Raw genomic sequence first — 18,004 nt, 5'->3', positions numbered from 1 at the left:
CAAGCTATTGACCTCAGCGCCCCATCCCCCTACACAGCGCGGGCCGAAAGCATGATCCGGAAACAGCCGGTTTTTCCCCGCGACGCCAGCTTGAGCGCAGCGGCAAGACATGCTTCTCGAATGTCCGACCACGATGGCGATCTCTTTAAGCCATCAGCGGCCATGGGAGCGCGTAGCTCAGCCGGTAGAGCACGTGACTTTTAATCACGGGGTCCTGGGTTCGAGCCCCAGCGCGCTCACCAAAGGCCGGATCGACAGCTTAGCCGACAAGACCAACCGAACCGAAAAGCTCTGTGTGGGCCCCGTGTTGGCGAATCGATTGCGCGTGAACATGAAGAACATTCCTGCGGAGTTTAAGGACATACCCGCGACGGTTGCGCGTTATCTCGACGCGTGGGCGCAATCATCACGGAGGCACGCGGACGGCCGAGCAGTGAAGATCATGTTCGGCAAGATGCGCGAGATGGGCTTGCAGGGCGTCGTGGTCTACCGCCACTGCGGCCATCACGTAGCGCTGAGCGCCGATCGCTGGCCTGATGATGTCCGCCTGTCTGATATCGAGCCGCGCTTTGTCTACGCTGGCTGTGGCAACCGCTGAGCCGATGAGGCCCGGCAAGGCCGATGGTCCGCCTATCGCGGATGACGCGCAATCCCCGGCATAGGATCGCTTCGCGTTGTCCAGGCTCCGCGATCATCCCACCCTGATCTGGTTAAGATTGTTCATTCCCTTGCAGGGGAAAATTTGCCTCTGTGCGCCTTGATGTGGCTCGCCGTCAGGAGGCTATGGAGGCGTATAGCGATGGGACAAACGACCCGAATTTTGAAGCGGGCAAACGTCCTGCCCGATCTCCTGAAAATGCTTCAGGAGCTCGAGGAGCTGAGAGAAAGGGTTCGGCTCGCCGAGGCCGCCCGCGTGTTGCACTAGACCTACGCGAAAAGTCCGCATCCCCTTCCGGAGGGCGCTTTGGCGCGTCAGTCCCACAGCCCGAGAACACGGTCTCCGAGCGGAGTGTCGTTCCATCTCGACATGCGCTGACGTCTAGCGACAGCGGGTTTCAAAAAATCGCACTTTTCTGTCGCTGGTCCGTACTTGCCGCTGTAGAAGCGCACCCGACCGGGGACTTCTGACCTGCTAATTGCGCTTGAGCAGAGCTGAGAAGCACCTCCCCCTGCGACCTCGTCGCGCGCGAACTTCGGAAGGTAGCGCGGCGTGAGGCTAAAAACGCAATCGACGTCTCCGGACTGAGGAATGTACAATTCGACGACGGCCGGTCGCGATTTCGACGCCGAGCATGGTTCGCGCTCTAGTTCATGCGCAATAGAGCTCTGGTAGCTCGTCGCCGCAAACGAGCGTGCCAGATTCCGATAAAAACCCCAGTAGTCGCCCCGAGATGAACTCCCCGCAGCATCCGCCTATTGTGCCCTACCCCTTCAGGCATTTTGGCGATGGTCTGCGCAGCGAAAGACAGCCCGCCCGTTCTGATCTGCTCCAAGTGCGGACGGCCGATGACGTTCTTGGCGACGCTTCCTGCCATCCTCAATCTGCCTGCAGTCCATGCTTTCCAGTGCCGCCCCTGTCTGCGCGTCGACACCATTCCGCTGGCATAGCACTCGGCGCCTAAGTCGGTTTGAGCTCTTGCAAAACCCGTCACTCGTGCGATCAGCGCCGCTGCGATCCGCCATCGGTTATCGGAGCAATCCTCAAAAGGCAGCGAAGTGGCCGACCGACTTGCCAGCGATGGGTTTCGCAAGTGCTACACCCGTAACGCGCCAATCCGAATCTCTCGAAGCTCAACCTGCTCAAGCCGTGCAACGCGTGTGCAACGCGAAGATTATCCCCGCCTTTATAAGGCGGGAACGGCACCATCTCTGCCAAGTTATCCCGCTACCGGAGGTAACTGAAGGAGGTAGACATGCCGGTATTCATACTCTGGGCCGTCCCTACGGTGCTCGTCATCGGCGGCGTCGGCTACTATTTTCTCCGCGTAGTTCACTAGTTGAGTATTTTGGCCACGCTCGAATGCTGATGACGGTTGCCAAAGTCTAGCCGGCATTGGCATTGCCGGAAGCCCGGCGTCGACGTCATTGCCCGACGCTGGGCGGCCGCGCCAGGCGCCTCTTTGGCCGATCGGATTTTGCCGACGATGATTTGAGTTTAGCAGTCCGGTGGATTGATGCGGCCGGTTTGCGGTCGGCGCTACGCATCTTTTGCATTTGCTCAGCCGCGATCACGCGGGAGCGCAGATTTTCTAACTCGGAAAGCCCGGAAGCAAGCTCGTCGAAACGCTGTTTCAGCACAGCGGCGTGATCACCAGTGCCCATTGTACGCCCCCTGGGCTACTCGAAGATCGACCGAGACAACCGGGAAAACTATGCAAATCGGAAATGCGGTGGCGAGGGGACAGTTCCTATTGAAAGTGCCGCGCCGTAGGCGCGGGCGTGCGCTGCAAAAGGCTCAACGCCCCCTATCGCGAACGCGCAGAAGGTCAGATTCACGGGGGATCGAGCGGGCTCCATTGCCAGTGACGGCCCCGGCTGTGGGGGCTTCTGGGGTGGAGGCCGGGGCCGCTGGAGGTGCCTGGACCTTTTGGGAAGGGCCGAAGCAAGCGTAGACTAGGAAAAAGCGGCAATCACTTCTGTTCGCTTTCGTACATTGCCTGTACCATTCCATTTGCGGGGAACGGAGCAATTGCCGATGAAGGACTATCTCGTCCAGATCGAGAAACTTCGGAAAGATGCGGCCGAATGCGCCCTGATCCGCGATTTGGCAACCGATCCAGGCAAGCGCGAATTGTTCGACCGGCTTGCAAGCCACCTCACGGTCCTGGCTGACCAAGTTGAAATGGCCATGCTCGAGCGGAAGACCGCGACTGCCCCGTCTCGGCCCTAGAAAGGCGCGCCGCTTATTGAAAGACACGCCTGCGGAAGGCTGCGCCTGCCGATGCTGCGAGATTTTCTGAGCTCGCCGTTCGCCCAGGCCCGCCCCCAAAAACCCGCTGACAACCCCCCGGAAACGTGTAGGATTCACCAAAACCGGAGGAACGGCATGTTTGAAATCAACGGTTTCGACACGGCGGGCGTCGTCAGTCTCAAGCGGCTGTCACTCGCCGCCGCCCTCAAGAAAGCCAAAGAGCTTACAGAGGACGGGTGCTGGGACGTTCGGGTCGTTGATCCCGCCGGCCGGATCTACACCTCGTTTGAAGAGCAGGCCGCCTAGCGCCCCGCCATTCGAGCCATCACCAGCCTCCGCTTCCGCGGCTATCCGCCTCGGCCGACGTTTGACGAGGCGTTGTTCAGCCAGCGCAGCGTTGCATCGTCGCTCCAGCCAGGGACGGCAAAGCGCGCCGGCGGAGTTGCATTCGCGCGGGGCCGGTCCACCGCAGGATGGCGTGCGCGGGGGTGATGCACCGGCGCGGCGTTTGCGGAGGTGCACAGCGCCAGCAACAGACCCATGGCAATAAGAGCGCGCATCGCAGCAACTCCAATCGAGCAATCGCCCGCTGTCATCTGATGCCCGATCGGCTCACCACAACCGATTGCGGCTTCACAAGCAGGAGAGAAGCGCGGGCACCTGCGCTGGTGCAAGCAGCTCGCAACTGCCGCGCGCCATGCCATTGCCAGTCAACTCGTTTGGGAGCAGGCTCTCTCGAGGCGCTCAAGACGCCGCACAGGGAGCGAACCATGAAGGAACACGGCCTGGATGGCCGCCACCGCGACAAGGATGGCGCGATCGGCAAGAAGCACGGCAACACGCTGGTCGGCACGTTGCGCAAGATTTACGGAAGAGGTTTTGCGGCCGGCTATCCCGATACGACTGAGCTCAGCGAGGTCCTGCTTCAGCTGAACGAGACGTCGCTGAGCCAGTTGCGTCGCGATCACGACACCGGGCATCTGCAGCACAAGATCGACCACGCCGCGAAGTGACGGACTGTCGGACCTGACGGCCAATTTCGGCTCGACTCGGTCAATCCGGAAGTTGGTCGTCAGCTTTCCGGAGCAGCCGTCGCAGCCGGCACAGTCAGCGGGGCGCCTCCGACCGAAACGGGACCCAGGGGCTTTGCTTCCCGAACCATCCGCTTGCGCATCGCGGCGGACAGTCCGTAGCGCGCATGCGCTCGTCGGATGGACGAGGTGACGTCCGACGTCGTCGTGTTTTGCAGCGCATCGATCTTCGCCATCAACGTGGACAGCTGCGACGAGATCTTCCTCACGTCGACCCGCTCGTCCGTGATGCTCTGCCGCAGCGACAGCAGCACCATCGAATCCTGCTGCAGCATAACCGAGTTCTGGTCCGTTGCCTGATTGGTCTGTTGCAGTAACGCGGTGTGTTGCCGCTGGGCCGCCTGAATGTCCTTCAACGCAGCGATAACGGGATCCGGCTTTGGTTCGGACGCCTCCAAACGCGGAAGCAGCTCAGCCAGCCTGCCGACATTCAGCGAACTAAAATCGGAAGGCGATGTGTAGATCGCCGCCGCGCCGTTGATGGCCAGGGCACAGACCGACAGGGCCAGGACCGATTTCCGGCTGGACCGTTTGATCAGGGCTGGAGCTTCGGAGATTTCGGGTTCGTCCGCTGCTGCGGCGGCTGCAAGTGCTGCAGCGTCGAGTTCCTCGGCGAAGCTTTGCATTTCGAAGGTCGTGGTCATTTGCATTGACCCCAGTGAGCGAGCAACAGGAAACCGCCCCTGGACCGTCCTCGCGACGACCCCTTGTACGCAGCACCCTTACACAACTGTCTAAAATTGTGAGCATTTCCGATTAATTCCACGTTAGCGGCCGAGCACGCCGCCCCCGGCCGACTACGGGGGACCGTGCGAAGAGGAGGCGCTACGCTGACATTGCCGTAGGGTCGGCAAAGCGAAAGCGTGCCCACCGCTTCGATCGCCGGGGCTTGGATGCATGGTGGGCACGGCGCTTTGCGCCTTTGCCTACCCTACGGCAGCCGTTCCTAAGTCCGCATCCTGACTAGCGGATTTCCCGAAGATGGCATCATGCCACCGTTTTGCCCGACAAAGCAAACGGGCGTTGCCGCCGGATTCAAAACACCTTGCGCCAGCAGCACTTAGCTACTGTGCATGGGGTTGTTTTCGCATTTTGATGCGCTCTCCCCTCATCGAGCACTCGGAACAGCTCCTCCATCCGCTCGCAGATTACAAATCTGGTCCTATCGGGCTCGTAGCGCGTTTGCGCGACAAAGTCGTTCGCCGCTCGACCTGGGCCTTGGCATCCAGCACCTTGTCTCCAGCTCGTGCGGCTCGCTGCTCTGAAAGGGTCGAGCCTCTCCCTGCCAGACCAACCGAACCAACGCCGCTGTTTCCCTGAGCCTGTGTTGCCGGCCGGAATCTGTTTTGGGAGGACGCCGAACCAGTGGCCGTTTGATCCTCATTGCTCGTGCCGCTCCCAATCGCGCCGATCGGCAGGCCATTTTGAGCGTGACCAGCCCCGGCATTTCTCGCGGCCTGAGCTGCCGCCCGCGACCTTGCGGGCGTGGCGGGCTGAACGTTCGGATTGGTCGGTTGGCTGTTGGTGCCCAGATCGCCGCCGGCGGCGCTGTCCTTTGTCCCCATCCCCGCGGGTGCGGAAGGACCTGCATTGCCCGCACTCGTCCCCATTCCAGAAGGCGCCGAGCCGCCAGCGCTACCCGGCCCGGTTCCCATGCCAGCTCCTGCCGACCCGGCATTTGCGCCGCCTGCTTGCACCAGGGCCAACAGACACGAGCTTGCGACAATCGCGATGATTGGAGGAATGGCATGTGACATCGGACAATCTCCTTCGCCACGCCCCAACTGACTATAAGGGTGGAACAGGGATTCCGCTACGAATTCGCAGTTGTTCGCGCTGACGAACGCGCGAGCCCCTCACCCCTCGTCCAGGACCTCGAACAACTCCTCGACCCGCTCGAATGGTGCATCCTGCATCTTGGCGTAATGGACCACGCGGTCGCCGTCGCGTTGAAGCGACCTTCCCTTCGACTTCCGCAAGCGTCCGGGCAGGAACGTCGCGGCCGCAGCTTCAGGCCCGACGTCGAGGCGGATGATACCTCTGCGCTTGCACTCCAGCCTGAGCCTGGCTGCGGCGAAGAAGTCGCGCGCGACCTTCGGCAACGGGCCGAAGCGGCGGGAGGTCTCCTCTTCGAGGTCTTCGAGGTCGTCTTCGTCCGTGCATCTTGCGGCGCGCGCATAGAGTTCGAGCCGCACCGGCTCGGATTGCACATAGGTCTCGGGCAGCATGTCCGCGACCGGCAGGTTCAGGTCAGGCACCCACACCGCCTGCCCCTCATCGAGCTTCTCCGAGGCCATCTTCAGGAGGTGGCTGTAGAGCACCGGCCCGAACACCTGGACGTGGCCGGATTGCTGCTCCGAGAACAGGTCGCCCGCGCCTCGCAGATCGAGGTCGCGCTCGCTGATGGCAAAGCCCGCGCCGGGCCGGCTGAACTCTTCGAGCACCGCCAGCCGCTTCTCGGATTGTCCGGACTGCGTCTCGGTCAACAGATGGGCGAAGGCGCGGATGCCGCCGCGGCCGACGCGCCCGCGCAGCTGATGCAGCTGGGCGAGGCCGAACTTCTCCGGCCAGCAGACCACGATGGTGTTGGCACGGGGGATGTCGAGGCCGCTCTCGACGATGTTGGTCGCGAGCAGCACGTCGGCCCTGCCCTCGACGAAGCTCATCATGCGGTCGTCGATCTCGTCGGCCGCTAGTCTCCCGTGCAGGCAGACGATGCGCAGGTCCGGCGCCACTGCCTGCACCCGCGCCAGCATCGGATCGAGATCCTGGATGCGCGGACAGATCAGGAAACTCTGGCCGTGGCGGCGCTGCTCACGCAGCAGCGCGGAGGCGATCGCCGCATCCGACAGCGGCGCGATCCTGGTCGCGACCGGCAGCCGGTGCACCGGGGGCGATGCGATCACGCTGAGGTCGCGGAAGCCGGCCAGGCCCGCGGCAAGCGTGCGCGGGATCGGCGTCGCGCTCATCATCAGCACATGGACATTCTTGGCGAGGCCGGACAGCTTGGCCTTCTCGGCCGCGCCGAAATGCTGCTCCTCGTCGATGATGACGAGGCCGAGATCGTCGAACCTGACGTCCTTGCCACCGAGCGCCTGCGTGCCGATCACAACCTTGATCCGGCCGCTGCGCAGTCCCTCCTTGGTCTCGCGCAGCTCCGCGCCCGAGGTTGCCCGCGACAGATTTCCCACCTCGATGCCGAACGGTGCAAATCGCTTCTGGAACGTTGCGACATGCTGCCGTGCCAGCACGGTCGTCGGCACCGCGATCGCCACCTGCTTGCCCGACAGCACGACGGCGGCCGCCGCACGCAGCGCTACCTCGGTCTTGCCAAAGCCGACGTCGCCGCAGATCACCCGGTCCATCGGGTGACCGGACGCAAGATCGTCCAGCACGTCGGCTATCGCCTTGGCCTGGTCGGTCGTCGTGAAGTAAGGGAAACGCGCGACGAACTTCTCGTAGGCCGAGCCCGGCGGAACCAGCTTGTCGCCGCGCCGCTTGCGGCGCTGGCTGATGTGCTTGGCCAGCGCCTTGCCTGCCACCTGGATTTCGCGCTCGGCCTCACCGCGGCGGGCCCACCACGTGCTGCCGTCCGCCTTGTCGAGCGAGAGCTTGCCGAGCTCGGCCGCGTAGGGCCACATCAGGGCCAGATCGGGCGGCGGCACCAGCACCGCATTGTCGCCGGCGAACTTCAGGCGGATCATCTCCCGCATTGCGCCGCCGCCGGTGTTCACGGTCTGCAGGCCGTCGAGCACGCCGAGGCCGCGCTGGAGATGGACGACCACCGTACCCTGCTCGGGCACGTCGGCATGGTCGAAGGCCGCGCTCCAGGCGCGCGCCATCGGCTGCGGATGATGCGCCCGGCTGCCGAGCACGTCGGACGCCGTCACGACGACGAGAGGCTTCTTCCCCGGCATGACGAAACCGGCATCGAGATCGGCCAGCAGCGCTGCCTCGCCGCTGCGCCCGCGCGCCGCGTCGTCCCAATCTTCGCAGCGCGGCGCCTTGAGGCCGCTCATCCGCTCCATCACGCGCAGATCGTCCTCATGCGCTGCGGCGAGGATCAGTCGCGATCCGGCCCGGCGCGTCTCCTCGACGAAGGCACGCAGCGCCTTCCGGGAGGAGGTCAATTTCGAAAACTCCGGGATGGTCTGGAAGGACGACGCGCGCGGCAACACCTTCATCCCCCGGGAGAGCTGCTTCCAGTCGCGCCGTCCGAGATATTCGCGCTCACGTTCCGCACGCGGCGCGGCCTCCTCGATCGTGTCAAACCAGCCGTCGGCATGCATCGGCACGCCGGCATCGGCAATCCATTTGGCGCGTCCGCAATAGTCGAACAGGTTCGCGCGCTTGCCGCGTTTGCCGGCAAGGCCAAGCCGCTCCGACATGGGATCGACGATAAGCTCCTTGGTCTCGAAGATGATCCTGTGCTCGTTCGGATCGAACGCCACGATCCGCCTGATCGCGCGATCCGAATGCTCGATCCGGAACGGCCCCAGCGCGCCGGCGGGAAAAATCTCGAAGGTCTGGCCGTGAAACAGCGCCCCACCCGGATAATCCGGCTCGTCATCGAGATCGTATCCGAGGGCTTCAAGGCGCGTCTCAAGATCCTGTTCGGAGAACGTGCCGCCCACCTTCAGGCTCACGCTCAGGCGCGACAGGCTCGCCGGCAGCGGCAGTCGCTCCATCACGGCTTCCGCCGTCGAGACGAGAAAGAGCGGCTTCTTGGATTTTGCAAGGCGCCTGAGAACGGAAGCTCTGCGCCCCGCCAGCTCGTGCGACGGCTCGAGCTGATCGAACGGCAGAGTGTTCAAGCGCGGAAATACCAGCACCTCACAGGAGGGGTCGAGCGCGTGAATGACACTGCCGAGGCGCTCCGCCCTGTTCTCGCTCTCGGCGAGAAAAACGATGCCGCTGCGTCCGGACTGCGTCCATTGGGCAAGCAGATGGAGTGCCAGCACGCCGAGCGGCGAAGAGGACGAGATCGCAGTGCGCTGCGCATCTTTGCTCTTCCTTGGCAGCGCCTTGCGTGGCGACGTCTTGTTCGGTGTTGTCTTGTTCGGTGACGTCTTGTGCGGTGACGCCTTCTTCGGCGGCGTCTTGGCCACCCGCGCCTTTTTGGTAAGCCTCACTTGAATCCGTTTCTGGTCGTAAGCCGTCGTCAACTGAACGCCAGCCGCCCTCATTCCGATTCGGCGACTTCTCGCCTTGCATATGGGATTTGCCCGATGAACGCACGCCTGGTGGCAACGTTCGGCGCGGCGCCGCGATCCCGACAATTTGGCTGTTGATCGAGCTCGGGCCGGAACTAGCGCGGCGCGAGATCTGCGTCTGTCGATGCGACGCTTGGCGCGATTGTAAACATTCTGCGCCCGGAGAGAAACGAAAAACCCCAGCGCTTGGAGCCACGCTGGGGCGTTTCGAGCAAAACGAACTGGTCAAGCAATGATAGCAGCGATTTCACCCCGCGCTTGTGAACTGGTTCACATGTTGCGGCAAACAAACGACCCCGGTGAACCGAGGTCGCCAACCTTTGTGGGGAAGGTTTTCTCGCGGCCCGGGGGCTTTGGGGACTTAGGGATGGGCCGCGAGCCTGGATTCGACGCCTGCAGCGCCCAGTCGTTCCAAAGCCGCCGCTGAGGTTCGCCCGCGCGGCCAATCGCGCCGGAACGGGGTACCGCGCTCCCCCGGTTTGAGCACGCCCCCGCCGCGCGCTAGGATGCCTTCTTTTACGGAGGCTCATTTGAAACCAATCTTTTTCATTGCCGCCATTGCACTGCTTGCGACGGCTCCCGCCCGCTCACAGCCCCTGGTCGATCCCAACAAGGTTGCTCCCGAATTCCGCGAGGCGGCCGAGAAGCGCCGGGCCGAGCAGTTGCGCCAGCGCGAATGCGCGCTGAAGGCGGATCTCGAGAAAGTGCTGCCCAGGGATCGCACCGCCTTTCTCAACCAGTGCCTGGACACGATGGCGGCCAAGCAATAGCGGCTGACCGTTTTCCAACCGGCCTCTTCCGCCGCCGGCCGCGGCCGATGGCGCTTGCCCGCGCGATCCGCGAGCATCCGACCACGAATGCATTCAAGCTTTCTTCAGACATTTGGGATCATCTGACGATCCATCTCCCAAAATCATTGTTGTCCGCGCATGAGTTCAGTCCAGATTCAGTGCACGCGGTGCAAGAACGTGTTTCGCGATCGCGCCGGGCGGTTGCAGGACGGCTATTCCAGACAATGTCCGAGCTGCGAAGTGGTGCTGTTCTTCGCCGAGGATTCCCAGCATCCCTTCGTCAAGCGCGCGATGCGCGATGCGCGCAAGGTCCGCAAGGAGATGCGCGAGGCCGAGGCCGCGAAGCTGGCGGCGCCCGAACCGCAGGGGCAGCAGTCGAGGAGGTTCGCCGGACGAACACGATCGGCGGGACGCGAGGACTAGCTCACCGCCGCCTCTGCTTCCTCGGAAACAGGCGGTCGCGGATATAGCGCGAGGTCGGCGTCAGACGGATGCCGCGCGGCTTCTGCCAGGCGGCGCGGTCGATCTCCTTCTTGTCGCCGATCGCCAGCCTGCCTTTGGCCGTCTTGGCAATGAAGATCGCGTCGCTCATCTTGCGACCGGAGCGCTTGTTCCTCGCCGTCACTTCCTTCCAGAGGCTGATCCTGCCGAGCTTCAGCTTGGGCAGCTCCTCCCTGATCTCACGCCGCAGGCAGTCCTTGTCGGACTCTCGCGCGCGCTTGCGGCCGCCCGGGAACATCCACAGGCCGTCCGACCGGCGTCTGACCAACAAGACCTTGCCGCGCCGGGCGGCTACCAGTTTGGAAGACTTCGCCATTGCTGCCGTCATTGAAACCAGAATCGTCCCGATCGTAACTTGTCTAGTCGAACAGACAAGTTCCCGGCACGTTTTGATCACAGGCCGCGATCCCTCGGGTCCTGGCGGCACGGCGGAAAGATCGCGCCAGGCAAGATCAGCCCTCGGCCGCTCCCGCCCGATCCTCGGTCCTGATCCAGGCCATCATCATCTCCCAGGCCACCGACAGGATGATCGGCCCGATGAACAGGCCGACGATGCCGTGGGCCAGCGTGCCGCCGATGACGCCGACGAAGATCACGATGGTGGGCGTGGTCAGGCCGCGCCCCATCACGAGCGGCTTCAACATGGTGTCGAGGAAGCCGACCACGACGAGAAACACGGTGAGCAGCAGCGCCGTGGTGACGTCCTTGGCGGTCCAGATCCAGATGATGACAGGCAGCAGCACGAGGAAGGCGCCGATCTGCACGATCGAGAGCAGCAGCACGATGAAGGCGAGAAGGCCGGCGCTCGGCACCGCGGCGAGCTTGAAGCCGATGCCGGCGAGCAGCGCCTGCACGATCGCGACGCCGATCACCCCCTGCGCCACGGCGCGGATGGTCGCACCCGCGAGCGACAGGAAATGCTCGGTCTGCTCGGGCACGATGCGAAACAGGAAACCGCGGCTGGCCGCGACCAGCCGCGGCCCATGTGGAAACAAAAAGCCGGCCACGAACACCGACACCAGGAACTGGAGCGTGCCGACGCCGGCATCGCCCGCGAGCGAAAGCAGCGGGCCCGCCAACGGCTGGAGATACGGCGCCACCTCGCGTACCACCGCGCGGACGTTGGTGTAGGCCTGGTCCCAGAGCTCGTAGAGCAAGGGGCCGACCAGCGGCCACGATTTGAGCTGCTCGGGCGCGGCCTGAAGCGCCAGATCGCCGGTGCCGAGCTGATGCGCCAACTCACGCACGCCGTCCACCGCGCTGATGCCCAGCCAGGTGGCCGGGCCAATGACGATACCGAGCGTGATCAGGGTCAGGATCACTGCTGCGGTCTTGGGCCGGCCGCCGAGGATTTTTGCGACCCAGCTGAAGGCCGGATAGAACGCGACCGCGAGCACGCCGCTCCAGGCCAGGATCGGCACGAACGGGCGGATGATCAGGAAGGTCCAGATGATCAGCAGGGCGAGCAGGCCGAGCCGGATCACGAGCTGGATGACATCCTCTCCCGTCAGGAGCTGACGGAGACTTTTCACGGGCACTGCTTTCCTTGCGGCATGAACGCAACTTCCGGTGCTTGCGAGGTCCAGCCGTTATTGCCAGCAACGCATCCGGCGTCAAGGCGACTGGAACTGCTCGGGGCCACGATTAGGAACACATCGGGGCCATCCCGCATTCGAAAGGCGATGACAGACCCTCCCGGAGAATCCGATGCACGCGCGGGAATGCACCGCGGCATCCGCTATTCCCTGAGGCCGAACGCCGCGCCGGGCTATTGGCAATACGCCTATGCGATCGGCGCCAGGGTCCGCTCCGGACGGGTGCAAGGCAGGCTGCGGCAGCTCGCGGTCAGGCGGGTGCAGATGCGCATCGACCGGGACATGCGAAGCGACAGCTGATCCGGCTGCGAGGTCGCGCCGATCTCGCATGGCCCGCGACGGCGGCCGGGCGTGGCTAACGCCCGTTAACCGGATTTCCCTGCCCTGGTTTACGCCACTGCAAATGCCCATGACTACCGTGGGTCGAGGTCAACAAAAAGCATTCCGTCAAATGGCCAACAGCATCTGGACGATCGAAGAATTCACCTGTGCGGGTTGCGGCATGAACTACACCGCGACCAGGGAAGAGCACAGCGAGGCCCACACCGGCAGCTTCAAATGCAGCATCTGCAGCGGCGTGGTGCACGCCTGGTCCGGCAAGCACCATTTTTTCGGCTGGCAGGCGGTGAAGACACGGCCGCCCGTGTTCGGCAGGCGCTGGGCCGACGTCGAGTGGTAGGCAGTCCACGGCGCTGTGATTGCGCCGCGCCGGTCATCCTGGACGGACCGGGATCGGCCGAATTGCACCGGAACCGTTTGGACTCCGTTCACCGATCGCCGCTAGATCAGGACGGATCCTCCGCGCCGAACAGCAGACATGGCCGATCTCAACGCCGTCCTTACCAGGCTCAACGACCGCCTGCTCCGCCTCGAGGGCGAGCTGTTCGTGCTGCGCTCGCTGGCGCGCGCGACGCTGACGGCGGGCGACGACCATGCGGCGCGGATGCGCAAGCTGGTCGAAGCCGCAAAGATCGCGCTCGACGACGAGGCCAAGCGCCCCCTCGACAAGCCGACACGCAAATATGTCGATGCAGCCACCGCGCTGGTGGAGGAATTGCTGGTCGAGCCGACCCCGGCTCGGCCGCTGTTCACGGTGATCGACGGCGGCCGGCGCGACTGAGCGCGCCCGCCTCAGCTCGGCGATCGATTACCGCCCGTACATGCCGGGCGCGCGTGCGCCGTTCGGAAAGCACTGTCCGCGCGAATAGTTGTAATCGTAGCCGTGCGGACAGAGGCCGCCGCCGCGTTGGCGTCCGTAGTATTCGTGCGGCCCGGGATTCCGCGTGTAGACACCCGGCGCATGATAATCGTTGGGGTAGCAGCGGCCGTTCGAGTGGTTGAAATCATAGCCGTCCGGGCATCGTCCGCCCGGAGCAGCCCTGAACTGAACTTGCTCCACCATGGGCTCCGGCGATGCCGCAGGCACGGTTGCAAAGGCAAGCAGGCCGGCCAGCGCAAGCTCGATCATGACGTCTCCTCCAAATCACGGGGACAAGCCTAGCAGGATTCGTGTCCCACGAAACAACCCGGGGATTGAGACATGGCCGGCCTGAACCATGCATGAACCGGCCTCCGGCTGCGACGATGCGTCGTCCCCACGCCACGCGAGAGCCCGCCTCGCCGCCCCCGCTAGACCGGGCTGGAATTTTCCGCCTTGAGCCGGCTGAGGCCGACCTCGATGATCGCGATCTCCTCGTCGATCTGGCCGATCGGCAGGCTGAAATCATAGCCGGACCTGCTCTTCAGATCGACCGCGAGCCGCTGCCTGTGCATCATCAGCTCGTCGAGCCCGCGCCGGTTCTTCAGCCGCACATAGCTGTCGACGATCTGCTCAATTGCGCTCGGCATGAAATCTGTCCCGGCGAAAAAGGCCCGCGCGGCGCACAAAGGCCGGCGGGACATTTTCGGTGTCGCGGTACGCAATACAAATCCGCGACGGATTCGTCGATACGCCAGGCTGGTTGAGATCGTGTTACCATTCGATGATTTCGTGATGGGTGGCACGAAAAGGCCGCTGGCGAATACGCCAGCGGCCAAAGCCGGGTTCGAAAACGGATGCGGGTTGAAATGTCGCCAGCCCCGGTGGGCGCATGTCTAGCAGCCGGCCGCGAATACCTCTGTTAAAAACCAAACACAGGAACCGGTTTTATCGCCTCCTTGCCGGCCTGTCGTGGCCGCGCGGCAACGCTAGTCCGTGACGCAGAAATAGGTGCGCGGATATCTGCGATAGGCGCCGTAGCGATAATACGGCCGGTAGGCATAGCCGCGATAGAGCGCCGGCGGCTCCTCACCGTAATAGGCACCGTGATAGAAGTTGGTGACCGTCCCTCCGGCGCAACGATAGGCGTCCCAGGTCGGCCCCATGAACGGCGCGACCCCGGTCTCCGGCGGCACGGCAGGGTACGGCCCGCCGGCATGAGCCGGAGGGGCTACGATCAGTGTCGCGAAAAGGAAAAGCCAGGCGCCTCGCATGCACTCGCTCCCGAGCCGTGCAATGCAGGTATGGAGCACTGGAACGGCCGCCTGCGCAATCGCGAAATGCGTCGCGTCCCGCGCCGGCACATTGTTGATAACCGGCGCAAACGCTGCGCGGGTGGTGACAGGGCGTCCGGACGTGTTATCGGGGGATGACGCAGTTGCGAGACCGGATCGGACACCCATGCGCATTACCCTCGTCGGCTCCCGCCATTTCGGCGTGACCACCCTGAACATGCTCCGGGAGCACGGCGTCTCGGTCGTCCGGGTCGTCGTCGCCGATGCCGAGGATCGGCTCGCCGCGACCGCCAAGGCGGCCGGCATCGACGTCGCGGTCCAGGCCAATCCGAAGCTGGTGGTGGCCTCCGAGATTGCCCCCGATACCGACCTGATCATCACGGCGCACAGCCACGCCCGGATCGGCAGGGACGCGCTCGCCGCCGCCAAGTTCGGCGGGATCGGCTATCACCCCTCGCTGCTGCCACGCCATCGCGGCAAGGCCGCCGTGGAATGGACCATCAAGGAAGGCGATCCGATTGCCGGCGGCACGATCTATCATCTCGCCGACCGCATGGACGCCGGCGCCATCGCCGCCCAGGACTGGTGCTTCGTCAGGAAGGGCGAGACCGCCCGCGAACTCTGGGAGCGCGCGCTCGCTCCGCTCGGCCTCAAATTGCTGGCCGACGTGATCGATTATGCCAAGGTCCACAAGGCGCTGCCGTCCAAGACTCAGGACGAGCAGTTCGCGACTTCTGCACCGAGTCTGTCCTGACGTTTACCCTTAACGTGAGGGGGCCTTGATTCCGCTTAGAAAATCGGAACCGGGAACGCAAATAAACCATTGTTTCCACAGGAACAATTTTCGATTTGGCATTGCAACAAATTTCCGTCACATTTCGTCCGAATAAGCGTCAGCATATCAGACAAATTCAAGGACGGAATTCATGCGTTTTGGTCGCATCGCGGCGTTCTGTGCCGCTTCAGTTTTGACCGGCACCCTCGCCGCTCCCGCCCTCGCCCAGAGCCCCTATGACGGCAACTGGCAGGTCGTCATCGTCACCAAGAGCGGCACCTGCGAGCCGACCGCAAGCTCCATGCTGACAGTTGCCGACGGCAGGATCACCGCGCCCGGCGCTAACGTTTCCGGCACCATCGGTAGCGGGGGACTTGTGAAAGTTTCGATCAATGGTGCATATGCCAACGGTCAACTCAACGGCAACGCCGGATCGGGGAAGTGGAATGGAGCATCTGCAGGCATACCGTGCAGCGGGCGGTGGGAAGCATCGCGCCAGTAAACCAAGTGTGGCTCGCGCCCGGAAGCGGCGGCTGCTGATCGCGGCCGCCGTTTTGTTTGCGGCAGGGATCGCCAACTCTGAAAGCAAGGCCCAGTCCGGCCCGTTCGCCCCGATGGCAGGAAGCTGGAGCGGCGGCGGCGTCGTCACGCTGGACGACGGCTCGACCGAGCGGATCCGCTGCCGGGCCAAATACGCCCCGATCGGCCCGACCATGGAGATGTCGCTGACCTGTGCCAGCGATGCCTACAAGTTCAACCTCGGAGCCAATGTCAGGGCCGAGGGCAGCGCCATCACCGGCAGCTGGTCAGAGGCCAGCCGCAACATCTCCGGCTCGCTCCAGGGCCGCGGCGGCGGCGGGAACTTCGAAGTGGTCGCCTCCGCGGCCGGCTTCAATGCCAACATCGCGCTGAAGACGAGCGGCAACAAGCAGAACGTCTCGATCCGCGCGGACAGCCAGTTCCGCGGCGCCAATATCTCGCTGTCGAAGTAAGACTGTAGAGTGACACGGCAATCGATCCGGCGCCCGCGCCGGATCGATTTTTTTATGCGTTCGGCACGAACGCCGTGACCTCGATCTCGACCTTGGCCCGCTCGTCCACGAGGCCGCCGATATAGAGCAGCGTCGAGGGCGGGAAATTGCGGCCGAGCGTCTCCTTCCAGGCTGCGCCGATACCCACGCCCGCGGCCTCGTATTCGCTGCGGCTGGTCAGATACCAGGTCAGGCGGACGATGTGCTCGGGGCCGGCACCGGCCTCGGCCAGAAGCTTGATGATCCGCTTCAGCGCGGCTCCGACCTGCACCGCCATGTCGGGCGCGTAGCTACCCGTCTCGTCGCCGCCGGTCTGGCCGGCCAGAACCACCCAGCGACCAGGGCCCTCCGCCACAACGCCGTGAGAGAAGCCGCGCGGTTTTTTCCATTCGGCCGGCTGCAAGATCTGCATGAGCGGAGTTCTCCCATTTTTTGTCGTTGTTCGTTGATGCCTTAGCACGTCGCCCTGCATCGCTGCATCCGCAGATTTGGCCGTTGCAAACGGTGGCGATGTCGTCGATACCGGCCGTCCTTTCACATTCCAACCTCCAACACCCTGCCCCCAAACCCCTGCCCAATGAGCGCGACACCGTCCAAAACGATGGCTGCATTGTGGATGGCCGGCTGGCTGTCGCTGATGCTGGTCATGGCGGTTGCCGGGCGCGAGACCACGCGTGAGCTCAACGTCTTCCAGATCATGGAAGTGCGTTCGGTGATCGGTCTCACGCTGCTCCTGCCGCTCATCTACCGCGCCGGCGGCTTCAAGGCGGTCGCGACCAAACGCCTGCCGCAGCACCTTGCACGCAATGGGGTCCATTATTTCGCGCAGCTCGGCTGGTTCTACGCACTGACGCTGATCGGAATCGGCCAGGTCGTGGCGATCGAGTTCACCATGCCGATCTGGACTGCGGTGCTGGCCGCAACGTTCCTGTCTGAACGCATGACGGTCTGGAAGATCGCCGCCGTCGTGCTCGGCATCGTCGGCGTCGTCATGATCGTGCGGCCCGCCACCGGGGAGATCAATCCCGGCCAGCTGATCGCGCTCGGAGCCGCAATCGGCTTCAGCGTATCCATGATTCTGGCGAAATCGCTGACCCGAACCGAGAGCGCCTTATCGATCCTGTTCTGGATGATCATCGTGCAGATGGTCGTGGGCCTGCTGCCGACGCTCTATGTGTGGACCTGGCCGTCAGCCTACCTTTGGGGATGGCTCTTCGTCATCGGTGTCTGCGGCACTTTCTCGCACTATTGCCTTGCCAGCGCGCTCCGATATGCCGACGCAACGATCGTGGTTCCCATGGACTTCCTCCGGGTTCCACTGACGGCGACGGTCGGCTGGCTGCTGTATTCCGAGCGGCTCGACGCCTGGACCGTGCTCGGTGCTGTGCTGATCCTGTGCGGCAATCTCCTGAATTTGAAGCCGGTCTCAGCGATTCCCGCCCGCGCGGGGTGAACCTCGCGCTGCCTCGCACGACAAAACAAAGTGGCCGTGTGATTTGGATCACGTTGGGAAACATTCCCATCGTGCACATTCGGCCACACAGCAGCGGGTTGCATGCAACGGACCGCCGTTTCGGTGGCGCGAAGTCGGGCACTTCGTGTA

The 18,004-nt window shown here is 63.7% G+C and carries 22 protein-coding genes and 1 tRNA gene; 14 read left to right on the top strand and 9 right to left on the bottom strand.

The features are described 5' to 3' along the window. Positions 1–166: 166 nt before the first annotated feature. Positions 167–242: transfer RNA gene (locus CIT37_RS20335), tRNA-Lys, on the top strand. A gap of 83 nt (positions 243–325) precedes the next feature. Then, positions 326–598 (top strand): hypothetical protein, encoded by a 273-nt coding sequence (locus CIT37_RS20330; RefSeq protein WP_131233203.1) that lies wholly within the window; start codon positions 326–328, stop codon positions 596–598. A 1,484-nt stretch (positions 599–2,082) separates the two neighbouring features. Here CIT37_RS20330 and CIT37_RS20325 read toward each other — a convergent pair. Next, the gene (locus CIT37_RS20325; protein WP_131233202.1) at positions 2,083–2,322 is read right to left on the bottom strand and encodes a hypothetical protein; all 240 of its coding nucleotides are present in this window, start codon (positions 2,320–2,322) and stop codon (positions 2,083–2,085) included. 373 nt (positions 2,323–2,695) lie between these two features. Between CIT37_RS20325 and CIT37_RS20320 the strand changes: the two genes are divergently transcribed. The 3 genes from CIT37_RS20320 to CIT37_RS20310 all read left to right on the top strand — a co-directional run bounded on the left by CIT37_RS20320 (position 2,696) and on the right by CIT37_RS20310 (position 3,924). Beyond that, a complete protein-coding gene (locus tag CIT37_RS20320; RefSeq protein WP_028144539.1) occupies positions 2,696–2,890 on the top strand; it encodes a hypothetical protein in 195 nt (64 codons plus the stop codon). 156 nt (positions 2,891–3,046) lie between these two features. Further along, the gene (locus CIT37_RS20315; RefSeq protein ID WP_162832273.1) at positions 3,047–3,217 is read left to right on the top strand and encodes a hypothetical protein; all 171 of its coding nucleotides are present in this window, start codon (positions 3,047–3,049) and stop codon (positions 3,215–3,217) included. 464 nt (positions 3,218–3,681) lie between these two features. Next, positions 3,682–3,924 carry a hypothetical protein gene (locus CIT37_RS20310; RefSeq protein ID WP_028144537.1) on the top strand — a complete coding sequence of 81 codons (243 nt, stop codon included), beginning with the start codon at positions 3,682–3,684 and terminating at the stop codon, positions 3,922–3,924. A 59-nt stretch (positions 3,925–3,983) separates the two neighbouring features. On the opposite strand, the gene CIT37_RS20305 is transcribed toward CIT37_RS20310, so the two are convergent. Together CIT37_RS20305 and CIT37_RS20300 are read right to left on the bottom strand one after the other, a co-directional pair. Then, entirely contained in the window at positions 3,984–4,652 is a 669-nt protein-coding gene (locus tag CIT37_RS20305) for a hypothetical protein (protein ID WP_028144536.1), read from the bottom strand. A 1,206-nt stretch (positions 4,653–5,858) separates the two neighbouring features. Next, complete coding sequence (locus tag CIT37_RS20300; protein WP_161966547.1) at positions 5,859–8,963, bottom strand: DEAD/DEAH box helicase; 3,105 nt, start codon at positions 8,961–8,963, stop codon at positions 5,859–5,861. Between the two features lie 782 nt (positions 8,964–9,745). Here CIT37_RS20300 and CIT37_RS20295 point away from each other — a divergent pair. Together CIT37_RS20295 and CIT37_RS20290 are read left to right on the top strand one after the other, a co-directional pair. After that, positions 9,746–9,985, top strand: a complete 240-nt coding sequence (locus CIT37_RS20295; protein WP_028144534.1) for a hypothetical protein — start codon at positions 9,746–9,748, stop codon at positions 9,983–9,985. Between the two features lie 159 nt (positions 9,986–10,144). Next, positions 10,145–10,429 carry a hypothetical protein gene (locus CIT37_RS20290; protein ID WP_028144533.1) on the top strand — a complete coding sequence of 95 codons (285 nt, stop codon included), beginning with the start codon at positions 10,145–10,147 and terminating at the stop codon, positions 10,427–10,429. A gap of 1 nt (position 10,430) precedes the next feature. Here CIT37_RS20290 and CIT37_RS20285 read toward each other — a convergent pair whose 3' ends face one another. After that, positions 10,431–10,823: an NUDIX hydrolase gene (locus CIT37_RS20285; RefSeq protein WP_018317944.1), complete on the bottom strand. Its 393-nt coding sequence runs from the start codon at positions 10,821–10,823 to the stop codon at positions 10,431–10,433. Between the two features lie 136 nt (positions 10,824–10,959). After that, a complete protein-coding gene (locus tag CIT37_RS20280; RefSeq protein ID WP_370092373.1) occupies positions 10,960–12,039 on the bottom strand; it encodes an AI-2E family transporter in 1,080 nt (359 codons plus the stop codon). 150 nt (positions 12,040–12,189) lie between these two features. Here CIT37_RS20280 and CIT37_RS20275 point away from each other — a divergent pair, with 150 nt between their 5' ends. The 3 genes from CIT37_RS20275 to CIT37_RS20265 all read left to right on the top strand — a co-directional run bounded on the left by CIT37_RS20275 (position 12,190) and on the right by CIT37_RS20265 (position 13,222). Continuing rightward, complete coding sequence (locus tag CIT37_RS20275) at positions 12,190–12,402, top strand: hypothetical protein (RefSeq protein ID WP_028144531.1); 213 nt, start codon at positions 12,190–12,192, stop codon at positions 12,400–12,402. A gap of 151 nt (positions 12,403–12,553) precedes the next feature. Continuing rightward, positions 12,554–12,781 carry a hypothetical protein gene (locus CIT37_RS20270; RefSeq protein WP_028144530.1) on the top strand — a complete coding sequence of 76 codons (228 nt, stop codon included), beginning with the start codon at positions 12,554–12,556 and terminating at the stop codon, positions 12,779–12,781. Between the two features lie 138 nt (positions 12,782–12,919). Beyond that, positions 12,920–13,222 (top strand): hypothetical protein, encoded by a 303-nt coding sequence (locus CIT37_RS20265; RefSeq protein ID WP_018317940.1) that lies wholly within the window; start codon positions 12,920–12,922, stop codon positions 13,220–13,222. Between the two features lie 27 nt (positions 13,223–13,249). On the opposite strand, the gene CIT37_RS20260 is transcribed toward CIT37_RS20265, so the two are convergent. The 3 genes from CIT37_RS20260 to CIT37_RS20250 form a co-directional block, all read right to left on the bottom strand. Then, a complete protein-coding gene (locus CIT37_RS20260) occupies positions 13,250–13,570 on the bottom strand; it encodes a hypothetical protein (protein ID WP_038949116.1) in 321 nt (106 codons plus the stop codon). Positions 13,571–13,731: 161 nt separating this feature from the next. After that, positions 13,732–13,950 carry a hypothetical protein gene (locus CIT37_RS20255; RefSeq protein ID WP_095424309.1) on the bottom strand — a complete coding sequence of 73 codons (219 nt, stop codon included), beginning with the start codon at positions 13,948–13,950 and terminating at the stop codon, positions 13,732–13,734. 339 nt (positions 13,951–14,289) lie between these two features. Beyond that, positions 14,290–14,574: a hypothetical protein gene (locus tag CIT37_RS20250; RefSeq protein WP_028144528.1), complete on the bottom strand. Its 285-nt coding sequence runs from the start codon at positions 14,572–14,574 to the stop codon at positions 14,290–14,292. 187 nt (positions 14,575–14,761) lie between these two features. On the opposite strand from CIT37_RS20250, the gene CIT37_RS20245 reads away from it, so the two are divergent. From CIT37_RS20245 to CIT37_RS20235, 3 genes are all read left to right on the top strand, one after another. Next, a complete protein-coding gene (locus CIT37_RS20245; protein WP_095424117.1) occupies positions 14,762–15,349 on the top strand; it encodes a formyltransferase family protein in 588 nt (195 codons plus the stop codon). Between the two features lie 172 nt (positions 15,350–15,521). After that, complete coding sequence (locus CIT37_RS20240; protein ID WP_080670293.1) at positions 15,522–15,872, top strand: hypothetical protein; 351 nt, start codon at positions 15,522–15,524, stop codon at positions 15,870–15,872. Beyond that, positions 15,817–16,362 (top strand): hypothetical protein, encoded by a 546-nt coding sequence (locus CIT37_RS20235; RefSeq protein ID WP_028144526.1) that lies wholly within the window; start codon positions 15,817–15,819, stop codon positions 16,360–16,362. Before CIT37_RS20240 ends, CIT37_RS20235 begins: the two co-directional genes overlap by 56 nt. A gap of 52 nt (positions 16,363–16,414) precedes the next feature. Here CIT37_RS20235 and CIT37_RS20230 read toward each other — a convergent pair whose 3' ends face one another. Further along, complete coding sequence (locus CIT37_RS20230; protein WP_028144525.1) at positions 16,415–16,813, bottom strand: RidA family protein; 399 nt, start codon at positions 16,811–16,813, stop codon at positions 16,415–16,417. A gap of 165 nt (positions 16,814–16,978) precedes the next feature. On the opposite strand from CIT37_RS20230, the gene CIT37_RS20225 reads away from it, so the two are divergent. After that, positions 16,979–17,854 (top strand): DMT family transporter, encoded by an 876-nt coding sequence (locus CIT37_RS20225; protein ID WP_038949123.1) that lies wholly within the window; start codon positions 16,979–16,981, stop codon positions 17,852–17,854. Positions 17,855–18,004 lie beyond the last annotated feature (150 nt).

It is taken from the genome of Bradyrhizobium ottawaense, assembly GCF_002278135.3.
Classification (GTDB): domain Bacteria; phylum Pseudomonadota; class Alphaproteobacteria; order Rhizobiales; family Xanthobacteraceae; genus Bradyrhizobium; species Bradyrhizobium ottawaense.
Note: the sequence above shows the minus strand (reverse complement) of the source record. Positions and strands in the feature narration are given on the sequence as shown.

What these genes read in the sequence shown, in the direction of transcription:
- CIT37_RS20270 (WP_028144530.1), top strand. Translation starts at nt 12,554, where the DNA reads ATGGCCAACAGCATCTGGACGATCGAAGAATTCACCTGTGCGGGTTGC.
- CIT37_RS20260 (WP_038949116.1), bottom strand. Translation starts at nt 13,570, where the DNA reads ATGATCGAGCTTGCGCTGGCCGGCCTGCTTGCCTTTGCAACCGTGCCT.
- CIT37_RS20230 (WP_028144525.1), bottom strand. Translation starts at nt 16,813, where the DNA reads ATGCAGATCTTGCAGCCGGCCGAATGGAAAAAACCGCGCGGCTTCTCT.
- CIT37_RS20235 (WP_028144526.1), top strand. Translation starts at nt 15,817, where the DNA reads ATGGAGCATCTGCAGGCATACCGTGCAGCGGGCGGTGGGAAGCATCGC.
- CIT37_RS20310 (WP_028144537.1), top strand. Translation starts at nt 3,682, where the DNA reads ATGAAGGAACACGGCCTGGATGGCCGCCACCGCGACAAGGATGGCGCG.
- CIT37_RS20245 (WP_095424117.1), top strand. Translation starts at nt 14,762, where the DNA reads ATGCGCATTACCCTCGTCGGCTCCCGCCATTTCGGCGTGACCACCCTG.
- CIT37_RS20250 (WP_028144528.1), bottom strand. Translation starts at nt 14,574, where the DNA reads ATGCGAGGCGCCTGGCTTTTCCTTTTCGCGACACTGATCGTAGCCCCT.
- CIT37_RS20255 (WP_095424309.1), bottom strand. Translation starts at nt 13,950, where the DNA reads ATGCCGAGCGCAATTGAGCAGATCGTCGACAGCTATGTGCGGCTGAAG.
- CIT37_RS20290 (WP_028144533.1), top strand. Translation starts at nt 10,145, where the DNA reads ATGAGTTCAGTCCAGATTCAGTGCACGCGGTGCAAGAACGTGTTTCGC.
- CIT37_RS20265 (WP_018317940.1), top strand. Translation starts at nt 12,920, where the DNA reads ATGGCCGATCTCAACGCCGTCCTTACCAGGCTCAACGACCGCCTGCTC.
- CIT37_RS20240 (WP_080670293.1), top strand. Translation starts at nt 15,522, where the DNA reads ATGCGTTTTGGTCGCATCGCGGCGTTCTGTGCCGCTTCAGTTTTGACC.
- CIT37_RS20275 (WP_028144531.1), top strand. Translation starts at nt 12,190, where the DNA reads ATGACAGACCCTCCCGGAGAATCCGATGCACGCGCGGGAATGCACCGC.
- CIT37_RS20305 (WP_028144536.1), bottom strand. Translation starts at nt 4,652, where the DNA reads ATGCAAATGACCACGACCTTCGAAATGCAAAGCTTCGCCGAGGAACTC.
- CIT37_RS20325 (WP_131233202.1), bottom strand. Translation starts at nt 2,322, where the DNA reads ATGGGCACTGGTGATCACGCCGCTGTGCTGAAACAGCGTTTCGACGAG.
- CIT37_RS20320 (WP_028144539.1), top strand. Translation starts at nt 2,696, where the DNA reads ATGAAGGACTATCTCGTCCAGATCGAGAAACTTCGGAAAGATGCGGCC.
- CIT37_RS20225 (WP_038949123.1), top strand. Translation starts at nt 16,979, where the DNA reads ATGAGCGCGACACCGTCCAAAACGATGGCTGCATTGTGGATGGCCGGC.
- CIT37_RS20285 (WP_018317944.1), bottom strand. Translation starts at nt 10,823, where the DNA reads ATGGCGAAGTCTTCCAAACTGGTAGCCGCCCGGCGCGGCAAGGTCTTG.
- CIT37_RS20315 (WP_162832273.1), top strand. Translation starts at nt 3,047, where the DNA reads ATGTTTGAAATCAACGGTTTCGACACGGCGGGCGTCGTCAGTCTCAAG.